The sequence below is a fragment of the Bdellovibrio sp. ArHS genome (assembly GCF_000786105.1).
GTDB lineage: Bacteria > Bdellovibrionota > Bdellovibrionia > Bdellovibrionales > Bdellovibrionaceae > Bdellovibrio.
The window spans coordinates 56,704-73,503 of record NZ_JTEV01000021.1; the positions used below are offsets into that span (position 1 = coordinate 56,704).

General features: G+C 47.7%; 19 protein-coding genes and 1 tRNA gene. 10 read left to right on the top strand and 10 right to left on the bottom strand.

Going from position 1 to position 16,800, the window contains the following annotated elements; translation table 11 throughout:
- Positions 1-141: 141 nt before the first annotated feature.
- The 8 genes from truB to OM95_RS12265 form a co-directional block, all read right to left on the bottom strand.
- Entirely contained in the window at positions 142-1,071 is a 930-nt protein-coding gene (gene truB, locus OM95_RS12230) for a tRNA pseudouridine(55) synthase TruB (protein WP_041874271.1), read from the bottom strand.
- Complete coding sequence (gene rbfA, locus OM95_RS12235) at positions 1,061-1,492, bottom strand: 30S ribosome-binding factor RbfA (RefSeq protein WP_041874273.1); 432 nt, start codon at positions 1,490-1,492, stop codon at positions 1,061-1,063. The genes truB and rbfA overlap by 11 nt, the downstream gene beginning before the upstream one ends.
- Entirely contained in the window at positions 1,492-4,404 is a 2,913-nt protein-coding gene (infB, locus tag OM95_RS12240) for a translation initiation factor IF-2 (RefSeq protein ID WP_041874275.1), read from the bottom strand. The genes rbfA and infB overlap by 1 nt, the downstream gene beginning before the upstream one ends.
- Positions 4,405-4,512: 108 nt before the next feature.
- Positions 4,513-5,910 carry a transcription termination factor NusA gene (gene nusA, locus OM95_RS12245; RefSeq protein ID WP_041874278.1) on the bottom strand — a complete coding sequence of 466 codons (1,398 nt, stop codon included), beginning with the start codon at positions 5,908-5,910 and terminating at the stop codon, positions 4,513-4,515.
- A 15-nt stretch (positions 5,911-5,925) separates the two neighbouring features.
- Positions 5,926-6,447, bottom strand: a complete 522-nt coding sequence (rimP, locus tag OM95_RS12250; protein ID WP_041874280.1) for a ribosome maturation factor RimP — start codon at positions 6,445-6,447, stop codon at positions 5,926-5,928.
- Between the two features lie 250 nt (positions 6,448-6,697).
- A complete protein-coding gene (locus OM95_RS12255; protein WP_041874283.1) occupies positions 6,698-7,135 on the bottom strand; it encodes a GNAT family N-acetyltransferase in 438 nt (145 codons plus the stop codon).
- 2 nt (positions 7,136-7,137) lie between these two features.
- A complete protein-coding gene (locus OM95_RS12260; RefSeq protein WP_041874286.1) occupies positions 7,138-7,764 on the bottom strand; it encodes a hypothetical protein in 627 nt (208 codons plus the stop codon).
- Between the two features lie 117 nt (positions 7,765-7,881).
- Positions 7,882-9,069 (bottom strand): hypothetical protein, encoded by a 1,188-nt coding sequence (locus OM95_RS12265; protein ID WP_041874287.1) that lies wholly within the window; start codon positions 9,067-9,069, stop codon positions 7,882-7,884.
- 282 nt (positions 9,070-9,351) lie between these two features.
- Here OM95_RS12265 and OM95_RS12270 point away from each other — a divergent pair, with 282 nt between their 5' ends.
- On the top strand, positions 9,352-10,260 hold the full coding sequence (locus OM95_RS12270; protein ID WP_041874290.1) for a trypsin-like serine protease: 909 nt from the start codon (positions 9,352-9,354) through the stop codon (positions 10,258-10,260).
- 35 nt (positions 10,261-10,295) lie between these two features.
- Here the strand turns inward: OM95_RS12270 and OM95_RS12275 are convergent, their stop codons facing one another.
- Positions 10,296-11,108, bottom strand: a complete 813-nt coding sequence (locus OM95_RS12275) for a TIGR02147 family protein (RefSeq protein WP_041874292.1) — start codon at positions 11,106-11,108, stop codon at positions 10,296-10,298.
- A gap of 110 nt (positions 11,109-11,218) precedes the next feature.
- Between OM95_RS12275 and OM95_RS12280 the strand changes: the two genes are divergently transcribed.
- From OM95_RS12280 to OM95_RS17330, 8 genes are all read left to right on the top strand, one after another.
- Positions 11,219-11,653, top strand: a complete 435-nt coding sequence (locus tag OM95_RS12280) for a DUF333 domain-containing protein (RefSeq protein WP_041874295.1) — start codon at positions 11,219-11,221, stop codon at positions 11,651-11,653.
- A gap of 39 nt (positions 11,654-11,692) precedes the next feature.
- Positions 11,693-12,187, top strand: a complete 495-nt coding sequence (locus OM95_RS12285; protein WP_041874297.1) for a hypothetical protein — start codon at positions 11,693-11,695, stop codon at positions 12,185-12,187.
- A gap of 4 nt (positions 12,188-12,191) precedes the next feature.
- Complete coding sequence (locus OM95_RS12290) at positions 12,192-12,713, top strand: hypothetical protein (protein ID WP_041874299.1); 522 nt, start codon at positions 12,192-12,194, stop codon at positions 12,711-12,713.
- 197 nt (positions 12,714-12,910) lie between these two features.
- Positions 12,911-12,996, top strand: a tRNA-Leu gene (locus OM95_RS12295).
- 116 nt (positions 12,997-13,112) lie between these two features.
- Positions 13,113-13,781, top strand: a complete 669-nt coding sequence (locus OM95_RS12300) for a poly-gamma-glutamate hydrolase family protein (RefSeq protein WP_291516326.1) — start codon at positions 13,113-13,115, stop codon at positions 13,779-13,781.
- 331 nt (positions 13,782-14,112) lie between these two features.
- Complete coding sequence (locus OM95_RS12305; RefSeq protein WP_041874302.1) at positions 14,113-14,781, top strand: hypothetical protein; 669 nt, start codon at positions 14,113-14,115, stop codon at positions 14,779-14,781.
- A 165-nt stretch (positions 14,782-14,946) separates the two neighbouring features.
- Positions 14,947-15,588 (top strand): carbonic anhydrase, encoded by a 642-nt coding sequence (locus OM95_RS12310; RefSeq protein WP_041874305.1) that lies wholly within the window; start codon positions 14,947-14,949, stop codon positions 15,586-15,588.
- 105 nt (positions 15,589-15,693) lie between these two features.
- A complete protein-coding gene (locus OM95_RS17330) occupies positions 15,694-15,828 on the top strand; it encodes a hypothetical protein (protein WP_291516278.1) in 135 nt (44 codons plus the stop codon).
- A 39-nt stretch (positions 15,829-15,867) separates the two neighbouring features.
- Here OM95_RS17330 and OM95_RS12315 read toward each other — a convergent pair whose 3' ends face one another.
- Entirely contained in the window at positions 15,868-16,407 is a 540-nt protein-coding gene (locus OM95_RS12315; protein ID WP_041874307.1) for a DUF4142 domain-containing protein, read from the bottom strand.
- 118 nt (positions 16,408-16,525) lie between these two features.
- Between OM95_RS12315 and OM95_RS12320 the strand changes: the two genes are divergently transcribed.
- Positions 16,526-16,747 carry a hypothetical protein gene (locus OM95_RS12320; protein WP_041874310.1) on the top strand — a complete coding sequence of 74 codons (222 nt, stop codon included), beginning with the start codon at positions 16,526-16,528 and terminating at the stop codon, positions 16,745-16,747.
- Positions 16,748-16,800: the final 53 nt, after the last annotated feature.

Below are 16,800 nucleotides of genomic sequence, written 5' to 3' on the forward strand. Positions count from 1 at the left end.
GTCTCCTGTTCTGTTTTTAAATTGCTTAAGTTTCAAACAAACCCCGCAGTCGTCATGGCTGTCGAGCTGTAGAGTGTTGTTTATAAGTTTTAAGGTTCTACCCCGCATCCCCACCCCGGTCAAGGCAAAGAGGACAGCGGTCTAATATTTAAAGACCCTTTTTAGGACAAATCCGCGTCCTTCTTCGAGCCCCACCAGGGCCATTAAATTCCCCGTATCTTGAGCCAAAATTTGCACGTATTGGTCCTCGGCCGGCCGAAAAGCTGTGATGAGCTGCGAACGCAGATCATGGCTGATCTGACCATTCCCCAAAAGCACCTTGTCCTGCCCCTTTACGCGAATACGTTTGATCTGAGGCAAGGCATGTTCCATTCCCACAAAAGCCGATCCCCAAGGGGGAACTCCCGTGTAGGCCTGTTCGATCTGCTCTAAGGTTTGCGCCTGGGGCAAATGATAGGGTGCGGACCAGGTCCGACGCAGGGAGCTCATCGCCGCCCCACATCCCAAAGCCTTCCCCAAAAGGTCAACCCAGGTGCGGATATAGCTGCCCTTGCTGCATTTAATATCAAATTCAGCCCAGTCCGGCCCGATCTCCACGGCCTCGATATCCCAAAAATTCATCATCTTTTTAGGGATGACGACTTCTTCTTCCTGACCTTGGCGGGCATATTCATAAAGTTTTTTGCCCTGCACTTTGATGGCAGAGTAGATGGGAACTTCCAGCTCCATTTCGCCTTGAAGTTTAAAGGCCTCGGCCAAAATGCGCTCTTTAGGAAAGTCGACCGTAACTTGTTCTAAAATCTCTCCGGTTGTATCCAAGGTGTCCGTGCGTACGCCTAATTGTGCGCGAACACGATACCCCTTATCCCCTTCCAGAATATACTGGCTGAGCTTCGTCCCTTCGTTAACAAGACACACCATCAGCCCCGATGCCATCGGGTCTAAAGTTCCCGAATGACCCACTGCTTTGGTTTTTAGGATACGTCGAAGCCTCGCCACGACATCATGACTGGAAATCCCTGAAGGTTTATCCACCAACAGAAGACCATTAAATATTTGATTATTCGTCATCAGACTCTTCTGTTTCAGCTCCGCGATCCTCGGATCGCTCTGCACTGTCGGCCCCGGCCGCTTTTCTTTCTAGCTCTAGTTCGTGAAGGATTTTTTCAACCTTCAGAACCTGGTCTGTCGCGTGATCCGCGTAGAAAGTCAGCTTCGGGCAATAGCGCATTTTAAGTTCTTTGCCGATAAAGTTCTGAATTTCAAAGGCTCGGTCTTGAAGAATTTCCAATGCTTCATTCTTCTGAGCGTCGGAACCCAGCACGCTGATATAGACTTTCGCTGCGCGAAGGTCGGCCGGCATCTTCACGGAGGCCACCGTCACCAAACCTGGCAACGGTGATTTAAAACCGCGAAGCAAAAACTGAGCGATAGTAGCTTGAATTTCTCGTTCTACGCGAGCGACCCGGCGCCCATCACCCATGTTTTTCATTACTGCAATCTCCCGTCCAATTCACGAGCGACTTCTTTTTTCACGTAGGCTTCCATCATATCGCCGACTTTAACGTCGTTGTAGTTTTCAATGCCGATACCGCACTCGTAGCCTTGAGCCACTTCTTTGGCGTCGTCTTTGAAACGCTTAAGGGAAGCGATCTTACCTTCGTAAACGATTTTATTTTCACGAAGAAGACGGATCATATTGTTACGTTGGATCTTACCGTCGATCACGAAGCAACCTGCAATCGTGCCCACTTTAGGAACGTTGAAGGTATTACGAACTTCCACACGACCCATAACTTCTTCAACCACATCCGGAGTCAATAGACCCGCCATAGCTGCTTTCATTTGGTCGATCAATTCGTACACGATCGAGTAAGTTCTGATATCCACACCCATTTGTTTCGCCTTGGATTGCGCGCCTAAGTCAGGACGTACGTTGAAACCAAGAACGATACCTTTTGCGGTGTGAGCTAGAACAACGTCACCTTCATTGATACCACCCACTGCAGAGTGGATGACTTTCGCCTTCACCTCTGGAGTCGACAATTTCGAAAGCATGCCGTTGATAGCTTCCAAAGAACCGTGAACGTCCGCTTTTAGAACGATCGCCAGTTCCTTCACATCTCCGGACTTCACTTTCGCGAAGATATCTTCCAAAGACATTTTCGACGCTGGAGTCGCCGCGGCTTTTTCAGCCTGTTCTTTTCTTAGAGTTGAAACTTCGTTCGCTGTCGCTTCATCTTTGACGACGTCAAATTTGTCGCCCGCAGCGGGAACCGCTTCAAGACCCAAAACTTCCGCTGGCAAACCAGGTCCTACGGATTCAATTCTTTCACCACGATCGTTCACCAAAGAACGAACACGGCCTTTCATTGTACCCGCAACGATGTATTGACCTACAGACACAGTTCCGTCTTTCACAAGAAGAGTCGCAACCGGTCCTTTGCCTTTTTCCATTTTCGCTTCGATCACGATACCCGTGCCCGAACGTTTTGGATTGGCTTTAAGTTCGGCAACTTCGGCAAGAAGTTTTACTTGCTCCAGAAGCTCTTTAATACCTGTTTTCTTCAAAGCGGAAACTTCACAGAAGATCGTGTTTCCACCCCATTCTTCCGGAACAATCTGAAGCTCTGTTAATTGTTGTTTAATACGGTCTGGATTTGCACCGGGCTTATCCATTTTGTTCACTGCTACGATCATCGGCACACCCGCCGCTTTGGCGTGGTTAATCGCCTCTTGCGTTTGCGGCATCATACCGTCGTCTGCCGCCACCACGATGATCGCGATGTCTGTCGCATTCGCACCGCGCGCACGCATGGCCGTGAAGGCTTCGTGGCCCGGAGTATCCAGGAATGTTATCAAAGAACCGTCTTCGATTTTAACACTGTAAGCACCGATGTGCTGAGTGATACCGCCGGCCTCACCTGCTGCCACATCCGCATTGCGAATAGCATCCAGCAAAGATGTTTTACCGTGGTCGACGTGACCCATAACGGTCACAACCGGAGGACGAATCACTGCTTCCGCACTTAAGTCACCGAAGGCCGTTTCTTCCGCCACCGCATCAGCAGTCTTAAATACGTTTTGTGCTTCCCAACCAAACTCCGGAACAATCAAAGCGATCGTATCGAAATCAAGGTCGGTGTTCATGTTCGCCATCACACCATTTTGCATAAGAACCTTCACCAATTGAGGGGCTTTCAAACCCATCTCCATGGCAAGGTCGCTCAGTTTCATTGTGTTGTTAACTTTAACAACACGTTTATGCGCGGAAGGTGTTGTGATCTGAGTTTTCTGAGCCTCGCGGTCCAAAAGACCTTTTTTCTTCTTCGGCTGGAAAACCATCTCACGCTTACGGAATTCAACCGCGTTGAAGACCGCTACTTCTTCTTCCTTCTCTTTTTCTTTCTCGCGCGCTGTTGCGGAACCGGTACCGACTCCGCCTACTTTTTTACGGCGATCGAAATCATTTTTCTTAAAGTCATTTGCGTCCGGCATTGGCTCGGGCGTCTGATTAGCCGCGACAAAGCCTGTACGGATATTGCGTGTCGGCGCTCCACCTGAAGGGCGATTGAAACCGCCCGGACGAGGTTGATAGCCGCCCGTACCTTGCGGACGATCCCCCGGAGCACGAGGCTGATAACCACCTTGTGGTCGGTCACCTTGACGATGCGGAGTCTGCGGTTGCACACGGGAAAGGTCCATGCGACCGATGATATTTCTTTTCACAGTTGTTGCTGGAGTTGAAGAACTGGAGACACCACTTGTGCCCACAACCACCTCTTTTTTTCGGGCCGCTGGAGCAGGCGCCGCCGGTTCTGGCACTGGAGGAGCTGCCGGAGTTTCTTTTGCCACCACAGGTTCAGGTTTCACCTTCACCTCAGGAGTTGGAGCTTCCTCTTTTGCGACGACTTTTGCTGCCGGCGCAGGCTTTTCCACAACCGGAGTTGGGACGGGCGCGACTTCCTCAACAGGAGCCTCTTCAGCTTCCGCTTTTGGCGCTGCTGTTTTCTTCACCACCACACGAGTTGTCTTCGCCGATGCTGATTCTTCAGCTTCAGCCTCGTCAGCTTTTGCGACGATTTTCGCTTTCGGAGCCTCGTCTTCTTTTTTACGACGAATAACAGGGGTTTTTGCAGGCGCTGCTGTGGCCGACGTTTCCCCTTCTGAAGCAGCTGCGGCCTTTTTCGGTGCCGCTTTACGAGTTGCTGCTTTTTTCGGTTTAGTCTCTTCAGCAGGTTTATCCCCACCTGAGAGTTTAATTTTAATTTGCTCTAGAACTTTCGGATCCAGCTCTGCCATGTGACTTTTCACAGGCAAATTCCACTCGCGGATTTTATCCATGAGGGCTAGCGGGGTCATCCCGATCTCTTTGGCAAACTCAAAAACCTTTGGATTACTCACTCAGTCTCCCTGTTTTCTTTTAATCCAATTCAATGTTGCTACTGCTTTGGTGCCGACGACCAAGCCGCCTTCACCCTGCCGATGTTCACCGGCGTCAGGCCTTCCGGCCTATTCCTCATCCGCTTCTTGAGCGTCAAGTTTTTGCAATTCTTGCTTAAGAAGTGCGTCCGCTTGGGCTTTGGCAGAAACGTTTGATTTGTTGTCCTTGGCTGCTGTTGGAGCTGTTGGAACTGGAACACCGTCAGCTTCGTATTTCGCAACCAATGTTTTTGCTTCTTTCGACAATTTTTCAGCTTTATCTGGATCGTCATAACCAGGAATCGTCATCAACTCTTCAACCCCCGCCGCAGCGACAGCTTGGAATGACCCGAAGCCAGATTGGAAGATGTTTTGCGCCATGGTTTCACTCATACCTGGAATCAACATCAAGTTGAAGATCGATTCTGCAGTACGAGAAGCGGCTGAAGATTCAGAAATGATATCCAATTTCCAACCCGTCAACTTCGCTGCCAAGCGCACGTTTTGACCACGTTTACCGATAGCCAAAGACAATTGAGAATCTGGAACAACGATTTCCATCTCTTTATTGGCATCATCTAGGAACACGCGAGAGATTTCCGCCGGAGCCAAGGCATTGCACGCAAAACGAGTGATATCTTCGTCCCAAGGAACGATATCGATCTTTTCGCCGCGAAGTTCTTGGACGATATTTTGTACACGAGAACCCTTCATACCCACGCAAGCGCCCACTGGATCTACAGAGTTGTCTTTAGAGCGAACCGCGATTTTTGCACGCTGACCCGGCTCACGAGCCGCCGCCATGATCTCAACCACGCCATCGTAGATTTCTGGAACTTCCATTTCAAAAAGTTTCATCAAATAGCGCTCATCTGCGCGCGACATGATGATTTGGGGACCGCGTGTTGTTTGACGGACCTCTGACAAGTAACCTTGAATACGGTCGCCAGGCTTGTATTGTTCGCCAGGGATTTGTTCACGTGGTGGGATGTACGCTTCCGTACGACCCAAGTCGACAACGATGGCGCCTTTTTCCACACGACGAGCAATACCAGAAGCGATTTCACCTTTACGCTCTTCAAACTCATTGAAGATGATAGAGCGTTCCGCATCACGCACTTTCTGCATGATGATTTGCTTCGCGGTTTGTGCAGCGATACGGCCCAAATCAGAAGCTTCCAACTTAATACCGATAGAGTCGTCTAGCTGAACATTCGGATCCAACTTTTGCGCTTCGTCGTAAGGAATTTCCACTTCTTCATCGATGAATTTTTCGCGAGGAACAACTTCTTTGAACTCAAAAAGCTCAACTTCACCAGTGTCTTCATTATAAGCGGCTTCAATTTCACGGTAAGTACCGTACTTCTTACGAGCAGCTACCAACATACCTTGAGTGATTGCATCGATAACAACTTGCTTGTCGATACCTTTGTCTTTTCCGACTTGATCAATCACTTTAGAAAGATCTGAAAACATATTTTCAGCCATGACTTTCCTCTCTCGTTACTTTTTTTGACCTTTAGTAAATTCAAATACCAATTTTGCTTTGTCGATCAGAGCGTAAGGAATTTTAATCTCGACGCTATCCACGACAAATCGAACACCTTCGTTATCCGCAGACTCTAAAACCTGTTCGACAGTTTTAGTCGCCTTCCACTTCTTATCTGTGACACCAACACTCTCCAAAGCTTTGGAGGTTTTGATGTACACTTTTTTACCTACGACTTTTTGGAAATGCCAAGGTTTGTTCAAATGACGATCCAAGCCTGGAGTGGAAACCTCTAAGTGATAGGCTTCACCAGGAATAATATCTTCATCAGCATCTAAAACGACGTTCAGACCTTTAGAAACATTGGAACAATCATCCAGCGAAACGCTTCCATCTTCTTTATCGATGAAAACGCGCAATGTTCTGCCCTTACCCACGCCAACGAATTCGATATCATAAAGCAGGCAACCTTCACGGTTTGCCACATCGTTGGCAATCTTTTCTACTCTGTCCATCCACGAGGGGGTTTGTGACATTTACAGCAATCCTTCTATAGCACACTTACTTCAGCGCGCACGAGTCCAGTTCACGGCAGCGCACGCGAGCAAAAAATCCAACTGTCAGAGGGAATTGCTTTGGTCGATCATCCGTCGATGTTTCAACCCGCCGCCGCCGCGGCAAAAAAAAATGGGCCTGCTGGGCCCATGAGAACGACTCTGAAACTAGCAAGAAAATCCAGATAATGCAAGGGTTTATCTGACCTTCCCCGGGCCGAGATGAAGGAACTCACTCAAGCGTGTACAAAATGGCTGTGCCACTGTCAGCATAATACCTTGGGCGCCGACGAACCTCCTTAAACCCTAGTTTTTCATAGAGTTTTTGTGCCGACAGGTTTTCCTCATGAACCTCTAGCCATAGCTGCCTTTCCTGACCCTTTGCAGCAATGACATACGTAAACAGTCTTTCCATATAGCCCTGTCGTCGAAAGCGAGGGTGACTGGCGACCAAGGAAATCTCCCAGGCGTCTGGCAGTTCCCGATACAAAATAAAACCCGCCAAAGCCTCACCTTCGAAAACGCCCACGGCTTCCGCCGTCGCCAGTTCTGCCCCCAAAAGATCTGGCGGCCAATAAAACTGCGCCAGCAACCCTTGCTGAGTGTGAACAGCCTCGACCAACGCGCGCATTGCGGGCTTATCAGAACTGTGAAGAGAACGAATGTTCATAATTATTCCGAATGAAAGGTTCGCACTTTGTATTTGCGTTTAATCACTTCAAACCACGAGCGAATGCGCTCTTCCAACTGTTGTTGTGCCAGGAACGATTTGATGTTGTCTTTAAATGATGAAAAAGGATGACTGCCAAATTTCACCCGATTCTTTTCGTAATAGGCCTGCGCCTCTTGATCGGTGATGATGCCTGACATCGAGCTCGTCTTAAACGCCAAAAAACTTTTCGCCGTTAGCTTTCGTGTCACCAGTTTCTTTAAAAGGACCGAGGACACTTCCAGTTGACTCCAGTAGGTCTTACCGGCCACCGCCTTTTCAACCTTGCTTATCGCTGCGGAAATTTCACTTTCCGAAATCGATGCGACATTGAAGTTTTCTGCCTCCAAGGCCAAAACCGATTCCAGCAAAACCGACGTCACGGCATTGCGAAATTCCGCCTGCCCCGGACGCACTTCATACAGACCCTTTAAAGGTGTTTTGGGAGGATAAAGAATATTTTCGATGACCATCGAGATTTGCACTTCCCGCGATGTCACTACATGATCTGCGGCCTGCCCGACAGTTTCCGTAACGACGGTGGCAGCAGAAACTTGGATGGAAAATAAAAGGCCAAGAAGAAATCTCATAGGCCCACTATGAGGCAAGACGGACTTAAAGTCCAGCGGAGCAAAAAAACAAACCCCGCTTTTAAGGGCGGGGCTTGTAAACCACTGAGGAATTAATAATTAACTTCTTCTATTAGATTAGAAATTTACGCGTCCGACAAGAGACATCACATAGTACTGCAATTTTTCGAGCGAATTGCTGTACTCAGGTCTAGAAATCCATGTGTTGCTATCCGCGTTTACACGGCTGGAAAGATTCCACATGTAGCGGAAATCCACACCCAAAGAATACTTCGGAGAGAATTCCAAGTCTGCACCCACCACAGTACCGATATCGATAGCATGTGAGTTGGCTTTAGTATCGTTCACGTACCCATAAGGATTTTTGTTATCCCAAGAGTAACCGCGGTACGAGTAAGCAACCACACCACCGAATACGGGCTTGATGATACCAGAGAACAATTGAACTTTGGCCGCCAAAGAACCTGTGTACTGTTGCACGTCGATAGAGTCTGGGATGTAAGTGCCACCAGAGTAGCCATAACCATAACCGTAGTTGCCTGTGTAATAACCTTGGCCTTCTACTGTGTAGTTAGAGTAAAGGAACGAACCTTCAACGATGAAGTTATCGTACTTAGTACCGAATGCCACACCGAGAGCGTAGTTTCCTTTTACTTGGCGAGTGTCTGGATAGTCACCGATACCCAAGATACCTGCTACGTATTTAGTCTCAAGAGGCGCCAAAGGAGCTTCTTCTTCCACTTTCATCGCCGCCGCGATTTCTTCACGAACGATGTCGCGAGTGTTTTCTTTGGGCTCCTGAACTTGTTGAACCTGAACAGGCTGAACAGCGACGGGCTGTGGCTGTTGAGGTTGTTGTTGGGTCTGATCCAACTGATTGAATTTATCACCAAAAAGAACGCCGGCACGTTTCTTCTCGTCTTCCATACGAGACTGCTCAAGCTTTTCAACGATTCTTTGTTCTGTTTGCAGCTCAGCATCTTGACGAGCACGACGGATTTGTTCCGCGCGGGACTCTGTCAATGGAGAGGCTTCAATCACAGTTGTGGGTTGTTTTTGAATTTGTGATTGTTGCAACTGAGCATTGGAAGTCGGAGTCGCCTGATTCAATATATAGATAGGCTGTCCGCTGACAGGGGCTGCATTGCCAATTCCTGCTTGGGGAGCAGAAGCGGCTGCTGGTGCGGCCTGCTGGCTTGAATACATTTGATCAAGCTCCGCATCAACATCACTTTCTAAGCTTTGAGCTAGCGAATAAGTCGGCGCTATGCTCAAGGCCGCAAGGATATAGAAATACTTTTTCATAAGGTCTCCTCGTGGTACTGGTTTAAAAAACCTTTTTTAGTCATTCAGGCGTAGAGCAAGCCTGATGCCAACGGGGCCGAAAATCGTCCCCAACGTCTAAGTTATTGATATCTAAAGACAGTGGGACCCTACCTGCCACAACCCCCTTCCCGGCCCTGACCACAAATGTGACAACTTACAAGACGGTTTCTGAAAATCTTGCAAATGGAGCCATTTGGCCCCTGAGCGATCAAGGATTCTGCTAAAACATCTTCTCTATATAAGGATTAAGGAGCCCCCTGAATGCTCAAGCCCTTCTTGCGTCTATGCTCTCTGGCTTTATCGCTATCGACTCTTGCTGCTTGTGCAGGCGGTGGCGGAACTGGTGAAAACCTCACGGCCAATACAGAGCCCACCTCTTGTGAAGTCTCTGGTCATTCTTTCGGAATCGTGGGCGGCAAAACTCTGGGCTCTGGCAATGAATTGAGTTCTAGCACTGTGATGGTCGTACATATAGACGACGATAAAAAAGAAAGTGTCTGCACCGGAACTTTGATTGACGACGACAAAGTGTTGACGGCCGCCCACTGCACCCAGCGCTTCGCTGGGACCACCGTGATCGCGTTTTCCAATAACGTAGATTGCGTGCTGAATGCACCCAAGCGAACCCTGCGAATGGTTGTGCAAAGAGCGATTCCCGACGACTATATCTACAGCAAAAACACAAGCTGGACGAACTCGTCCTATGATTTAGCTATTCTGAAATTTCGCGGGGGCTTAGCACCGGGCTATAAGGTTCGCGAACTGCCCTCGGCAGGTTTTCAAATCAATGCAGCAGACACCCTGGTCATGGCGGGTTACGGCGTCACCAATGAAAACACTAAAGACTCTGGCCTTCTTCGTTTCACCACGGCGTCGGGCGAACGAATTTCCGACCGCTTTCACCTGGCGTTAGCGAATCACGTCATTAAAATTCCGCAAACCCTTGTCCTGGAACAACAGGACAACGGTGTCTGCAAAGGAGACTCTGGCGGTCCTCTTTATGCCAAAACCCCGCAGGGGTTGGTTCTTGTCGGTATTACTTCGATGGGAGTAGATCACCGCACGAAAGACGAAAAGAACTCGCGGGTCTGCCATGGCGTGGGTATCTTCACAGATCTTCGCGACAATCTGCCCTGGATTCGCGAACAACTGGAAGCTCTGAAGTTGTAACACCAAGGATCTTCGCTGTTGGCGAAGGTCCTTAATCAAGACACTTCAAAAAGATCCCAGCACATTCCGTAAATCTCTTCTGTTCCACTGGCCGCGATTCTCTTGTTCGCTTTCTCGATGGAATCTAAAAATAATTTCTTCAGCGCTTCAAAACCTTCTTTATCCATGGTGAATACGGCTGACACGTGAAGATCTTTGTCGTCGCCCGTCTGAAGAGATTTAATCGCCTGCAGTCTGTTGTGAATCTGATGATTGACTCCCAAAGGTGAACTTTTGGGTAAATGAATATTTCCCCCCTGGTACACCCACTCCCCGGGGCCCTTTCGGCCTACCAGCTGCTTTTCCGCCAATAGCTGCAGACAATCGAGAACTTTCTTTTCTGGAAGGCCCAAGCGTTGGGAAATTGCCGCAGTGGTTTGGTAGTGGGGCGAACTGGTTGCGATATGAACCGTGGAGGGAATCCAAGAGCTAAAGTAGTACTTCGTAAAGTCTTCATCTTCACGCAAATTTTTGGCAATCACTTTATAATCCACTTTAGTAGCCACCTTGCTTAAAGCGGCGGCTTGCTTTTTCAAGTACTCTTGCAAATCGTGACCTGACGCCCGACTGATACGAACTAACAACGTAAAGTACTCTTTTTCGATATTTGAAAAACCCAAGTGATTCACGAGCTTAAACGCATGATCTTCCGTCAGTTCCGCCTTGCCATTAAGAACCTGAGAGAGATAAGCCGCCTGGCACTGCATGGCTTTGGCGAGCTCTGTACGCAGTCCTCGTGGTGCCTCGGGATTGGAAACGTAAAAACTGAGAAAGTCTTGATAGTTGTCGAAATCAAACAGGGTTTTCATGACCGTAAATTATTTTATCAATCATTAATAAACAACGATGAAATTTTATAAAATAAATATATCATAGCGCGTTATGAGCTGCTATAAACCCACTCACACGAGGTACACACATGAAACATTTTATCATTCTGCTTAGTTTCTTCTCTTTGAATTTTTCAGCATTCGCCGGACCGATTGTGATCTCTGGTGGCGGAAACCCCGCAGCGATTCTTTGTAAAAAACTGGGCGGTCTCAATAAAACCGTTCAGGTTTCTAATGGCCAGTTGGGTCTTTGCTCTTTCGGTGAAGCTCAGATCTCCGCATGGACACTATTTCACGCCGTCAAGAATGGCAAAAACATGCAAGCCGTCAGCACACTGCTTGGGAATTCGGCACCTGACTGTGAGCACTTCGGCGGAAACATCGAAATTGGCATTCTTACGGGCACAAACACCGAGGTTTCTCTTTGTCAGTTTCCCGATGGCTCTCACATTGGTTTAAAGACGTTGCAGTCCGGCCCTCAAGCTCCCGCGAATCAACGTCTTATTGAAGCTTTAAATTTATAATTAACAGCCCCCCCCCAACAAAACCTTAAGGAGGTTTTTATGTTAAAAAATACTCTCGCACTCATCGCTCTTCTTGGCGGTCTGCAAGCGCACGCGGCGGAGTCAGCAACGTTCACCGTTATCGGATTCGGCGTCGACGGAGCTTCCGGTCAGTCTATGCCAGCAAAAAATTCCGATAAAATGGCAGCGGCAGTCTACCAAGCTCTTGGCGGCACAGGCTCAACAGTTGAGTTAAGTTCAGATAAGACTACGGTCTCTATCGAAGCACAACGTGATAACTTTGCGATGATGATTGGCGACAACACCGCTGACATCAAAATTGTGAAGAAGAACAAAGCTGCTGACGTAGCCCTTAAAGGTGAAGTTGCCCAGTTCCTTTACGACAGCCTTCAAATCGACCCTTCGCAAAGAACAGGCGGAGCTTTGAAACAAGTAGGAAATATTAAATGTGCTGCAGCCCTAGTCAGCATGGGCAAAAAGAACTACTCTTGCGTTCTTGCCGATGTCACTGCATTGCAAATGGAAAACAGGTAGTTTTATGAAACTCTTGAAAACCGCAATTACAACCCTCACTGTTTTGGCTTCTCTTGAATCCATCGCCGCGCCTCAGGTTCAAACTCTCAAAGGGCGTGGTATTGATGGGACTCCGTGCTCTGTGACCATCGTTCGTGACGGCGACACTCTAAAGAGTGTTCAACTGCAAGGTTCTGCGAAGGTCTTTGAAATTCTAGCGGAAAATGGTTCTTCCATCGGGCCGGACTCAGACATCCAGGCTTATGGTGGCGCGGAAATTTTTCGCGTGAACGAAGAGAATAAAAACACCTATGCCTTCTTCAGCCACTCCGAAAATCTTTTTTCAAATGGCGAAGTTTTTAAATTCAACAGCAAAGACATGCCCGCCTCAACAACGGGCGAAGATGCCTTGAAGGGTGTCAACATGGTGGTGCAACTGGGTCTTGACTATGACGGCGACGAACTTGTTCGAGTGAAAGCGCAAAACAAAATTAAGGCCCTTTGGGTGGCCACTTTGGCTTCCAGCCAATTCACCTGCCAAAAATAATCTTCTAATAAATTAGACGTTAAGGTCTGTCCTGGGAGTGAGACTCTCTCAGGACAGGACGAGCTCACTTAAATTCGATTTTAGCCATCTTTTTAGGCATTTTAAAATTAAACAGCGCATTTTTTTTGCTTTCGAATACTCTTTTTTAAAAAAGAACTTGTCTATTTGGGTCATTTTCTTTAAAAATTATCCCTCACGCGGGTGTGGTGTAATGGTAGCCACGAGAGACTCAAAATCTCTTGGATTCACGTCCGTGGGGGTTCAAGTCCCTCCACCCGCACCAATTCCAACAGTACTCGAACCCACATACTAACTTGAGCTGTTGAGGTAAAGAAGCTGACTTTCGAGTCGGCTTTTTTTATGCGCGGAATCTGCCGCCAACGTGTCGGAAATAGTTTGATGCCAGCCAAAGCTTTCACAATATTTTATTTCTTAATTTCATCAATGAGTTTTGCGGGACAGAGCTCTTGGACTTCGTTATTCACCACGCCCTCCGGCGATAAATACGAAAATTTTTTAGCGCTTAAAAAATCGGAAGTAGAGGGTGTCGATTTTCAAACAGTAAAGGAATATGTCGGTAGCTCGGTTACGATTATTGCGCCTCATGCGGGTCGAATTGAACTTGGAACAAGCGAAATCACACGTGCTGTGGCCAGAAACTCACTCAATCTCTATTTATTTGAGGGAATTAAAAAATCCGGAAATTTCGAATTACATATCACGAGTGATCATTTTGATGAACCGCAAGCTTTGGCTTTAATGAGAGTCAGTACGTTGGGCATTTCAATACATGGGTTTAAAGATGATAATGCGAGCTCCATCGCTATAGGTGGTGCTAATAAAATCGTTGCCGAGCGGCTAGCAGTTGTACTTCAAAAGCTCGGATTCGACGTTGAGTTCCCGAGCCGTCGTTTTAAAGGCGAAAATCTCGAGAATATAGTCAATAGAGCCATAACCAATGGAGTACAGCTGGAGATATCTTCGAAACTACGGGCTGAACTGCTGAACGACTCTGCAAAAATGAATGCCTTCGCTAAAGGAATAAGATCCGCTATCGGCGCAACTTAGCAACCAATTTGCTGCAACAGGCCCCTTGCTTTCGATACGAAGCCTGCCACGAATATCGAAGTTTTCAATTGGTCTTATTCAACCTACACCGGAAAAATGTCGCACAGAAAACAGATGATCTCTGCTTCCTTTGAATCAGCGATTTTCTTGGGCGATGGATATTCAGGATCGAGACCATCCCATGAAGGGCAGACCAGAACCAGGAGGAGGAGTAGAGAGTCGTGTCGCAATGGCTGCGAACCGCCCCAGGGGACTCGTCTTCGGCATCAGTCCTGCATTCTCCGCCAGTGGACTATTTAAAACGCAATAAGCGAATATAGAGTGCATATTCATGTCGAACTTTTTATCAAAGCTGCTTTTTTGGGTTCTTTTTTTGGCAACGGGACTGAGCAACCTCCCCGCGGGCCACGCAGCACCGCCCCTCTGCCAAAATCTTTTCTCTGAGACTCTGTCGTCCCCCGCTGTCCCCCTGATTTCCATGGATTCACGCTACAGGGGCGAAGACCGAGGACTGTATATAGACCCCGTCACCCAAAAACCCTGGCAAGTGCACTACTATTCGATGGCGGAAAAAAACGCTTTTGAGCTTATCCCTCAAAATGGGCTGCTGGTTCACCGCAACGGAAAAAAAGCGGACTCCCCTTTTGATGCCGAGTCCTTAAGTTTTGAAAGCGCCCTTTTGGTGATCGACAAAGATCTTCGCATCTTCATTCTGCCTTTTGAGGAACGGGGTCGATTTCATCATTCAAGTCTTTCCGCCGGCGAAGATGTCCTATTTGCTGGAACGGCCGCTTTCAATGCAGGAGTTCTACGTGAACTCAGCGATCAAAGTGGACACTACAAGCCCAGTCCTCAACAAACTCTGATCGCAATAAAAGAGCTGCAAAAAATGGGCGTTGATCTTAGCATGCTAAAACTGAGCGGGCGCATCGCTCAGCATTTTCGTAATACCTACTATTTAAGCCCCAAGGAAGTTCGGGATATCTTGAACGCCAACTAAATTACATGTTTGTTTTTTTTCGACCGAACGAATGACCTCAGATCGAAGAGCCTTCATCAGCTTGGTTGAGGTGGCTTTCAGTCAATAAAACAGGAGTTTAGGCGTGACGCAATGAACCGAGGGTGGAACTTGTGACGCTCCTCTATCTGGCGTATAAAACGAGACATGTTGAAGAAAGAAATAGTTCGCCTTCTAACCGGTTTTCGACAATTCAAAGAAAAATTTTACGCAGGGGATGACTCTGTCTACAGCAAACTTCAAAATGGTGTTCAGGCTCCTAAAACCTTGATCATCGGTTGCTCAGACTCTCGGGTCGATCCGGCGATTCTTTCCTCTTCGGGGCCTGGAGAGCTTTTTGTCGTCCGCAACGTGGCGAATCTGGTTCCTCCCTTTGATCCTGATGGCGGTCGTCATGGGGTCAGCGCCGCGATCGAATTTGCCGTTGTGAACTTGAAAGTGGAGAACGTCATTGTTTTAGGTCACAGCCAATGCGGCGGCATCCGTGCACTCTTAAATCCCGAAAACACGATGGCCGGAGGCTTCCTTCAGCAATGGGTGAAAATTGCCGAGCCCGCCAAGACGCGAGCCATTGCTTTAGCTTCATCGGACGACTCTGTTCCCTTGTGGCGACTGTGCGAACACGAAAGCATTCGCACTTCCTTAGAAAATCTTCGTTCTTTCCCTTTCGTTGCCGAAGCCATTGAAACCCGCGGATTGACACTTCTCGGGATCTATTTTGACATTGAAAAAGGGGAACTTCTGGAGTTCAACGATAAAACGGAATCCTTCACGCCGATTTCACTTTAGATTTCGATTGAATGCCAAAGGCTCTGCAAAGAGCCTTTTCTTTTGCGAAGCTACAAATTTACAAAGCACTTTTCCTTGCGAGATACTGCCGGTATCGGAGGAAATATGCCTGAAGAAAAAGACAAGAATCAAAAAGACATTCCCACGCCTTTCAAGTTTTTCCTCGCCCATTCTGTCTGGATGTTTATTGCGGGAGTGGTGGTGGCGGTGATCGCCTATTTTTCGTTCTTTAAAAACTAAACTTTTCAAGCCGCCCTAACAAAGGCGGCTTGAAAAAAACTACATGCTTTGATTTGTCGGCGCCATCTTTTGTTGAATCTCTTGCGCTTTGGTCAAGTGATCCTGGACATGAGTTTTAGTCTCTTCCAAGAAGGTTTTTAGTTTTGGATCCTGGGCTGAAGGAATCAGACTGGAATCAAGCTCTGACAGCAGGGTCTGATGCATTTCGATTTGTTGAGTAATATAGGTCTTATCAAAATTCTCGTCCTTCATTTTTTTAAGACCGCTTAACTTATTCTTGGCGTCTTTTTCCATTTCCTTGCTTTTCGCGCTGGATTTCATTTTGATCTTATTATCCTTGGAAACGGACTTCCCTTCCTTTTTATTCTTCTTATGCTCTTCCATCATGTGCTTGGCAAAGTCTTTCACCTCTGAATTTTTAGCTTTATCTTCAGCCACATCACCAGCATCGATTTCCGCCTCGTTGGCGACTTTCACAATTTCCATGATCTCACCATCGGTGTAAGTGGCCGCGTGAGCCGTTGCGAAGGTGAAGGACGCCGCCAGTAATAAAGCGGATGCACATTGTTTTGTATTCATGAATTCTCCTTGTTGTTTTGTTAGTGCTCTTATGCTGCTGGGCCTTCCTGGGAAGCTCAATTGACAAAAAAGTAACGTGTTAATTGACGGTGGGCCCGATCTTGCATCAACGAAGAGCATGAGCACACTAAAAGGACTCTTCTTATTATCATTGGGTGTTTGCCTGGGAGCTGCGGCTTCAATGACAGTTGCAAAAAAAGCGTCAGCTGGCAAACGAAGACAGACCTATCGCGACGAGGACGAATATGATGAAGTCAACGAAAGTTCGATGGAGTCATTCCCGGCCAGTGATCCACCGGCATGGAGCAAAACCCCGAAAAATCCTGACGAATACCATTAAGGCGTCAGCGTTCGACGGGGCAATTTGACCACTCGCTTTGGGGCAAATAAAAA

What these genes read in the sequence shown, in the direction of transcription:
- OM95_RS12285 (WP_041874297.1), top strand. Translation starts at nt 11,693, where the DNA reads ATGTTAAAAAATACTCTCGCACTCATCGCTCTTCTTGGCGGTCTGCAA.
- OM95_RS12260 (WP_041874286.1), bottom strand. Translation starts at nt 7,764, where the DNA reads ATGAGATTTCTTCTTGGCCTTTTATTTTCCATCCAAGTTTCTGCTGCC.
- OM95_RS12275 (WP_041874292.1), bottom strand. Translation starts at nt 11,108, where the DNA reads ATGAAAACCCTGTTTGATTTCGACAACTATCAAGACTTTCTCAGTTTT.
- rimP (WP_041874280.1), bottom strand. Translation starts at nt 6,447, where the DNA reads ATGTCACAAACCCCCTCGTGGATGGACAGAGTAGAAAAGATTGCCAAC.
- OM95_RS12305 (WP_041874302.1), top strand. Translation starts at nt 14,113, where the DNA reads ATGTCGAACTTTTTATCAAAGCTGCTTTTTTGGGTTCTTTTTTTGGCA.
- OM95_RS12320 (WP_041874310.1), top strand. Translation starts at nt 16,526, where the DNA reads ATGAGCACACTAAAAGGACTCTTCTTATTATCATTGGGTGTTTGCCTG.
- OM95_RS12315 (WP_041874307.1), bottom strand. Translation starts at nt 16,407, where the DNA reads ATGAATACAAAACAATGTGCATCCGCTTTATTACTGGCGGCGTCCTTC.
- OM95_RS12255 (WP_041874283.1), bottom strand. Translation starts at nt 7,135, where the DNA reads ATGAACATTCGTTCTCTTCACAGTTCTGATAAGCCCGCAATGCGCGCG.
- truB (WP_041874271.1), bottom strand. Translation starts at nt 1,071, where the DNA reads ATGACGAATAATCAAATATTTAATGGTCTTCTGTTGGTGGATAAACCT.
- rbfA (WP_041874273.1), bottom strand. Translation starts at nt 1,492, where the DNA reads ATGAAAAACATGGGTGATGGGCGCCGGGTCGCTCGCGTAGAACGAGAA.
- OM95_RS12270 (WP_041874290.1), top strand. Translation starts at nt 9,352, where the DNA reads ATGCTCAAGCCCTTCTTGCGTCTATGCTCTCTGGCTTTATCGCTATCG.
- nusA (WP_041874278.1), bottom strand. Translation starts at nt 5,910, where the DNA reads ATGGCTGAAAATATGTTTTCAGATCTTTCTAAAGTGATTGATCAAGTC.
- OM95_RS17330 (WP_291516278.1), top strand. Translation starts at nt 15,694, where the DNA reads ATGCCTGAAGAAAAAGACAAGAATCAAAAAGACATTCCCACGCCTTTC.
- OM95_RS12280 (WP_041874295.1), top strand. Translation starts at nt 11,219, where the DNA reads ATGAAACATTTTATCATTCTGCTTAGTTTCTTCTCTTTGAATTTTTCA.
- OM95_RS12300 (WP_291516326.1), top strand. Translation starts at nt 13,113, where the DNA reads ATGCCAGCCAAAGCTTTCACAATATTTTATTTCTTAATTTCATCAATG.
- OM95_RS12265 (WP_041874287.1), bottom strand. Translation starts at nt 9,069, where the DNA reads ATGAAAAAGTATTTCTATATCCTTGCGGCCTTGAGCATAGCGCCGACT.
- OM95_RS12290 (WP_041874299.1), top strand. Translation starts at nt 12,192, where the DNA reads ATGAAACTCTTGAAAACCGCAATTACAACCCTCACTGTTTTGGCTTCT.
- OM95_RS12310 (WP_041874305.1), top strand. Translation starts at nt 14,947, where the DNA reads ATGTTGAAGAAAGAAATAGTTCGCCTTCTAACCGGTTTTCGACAATTC.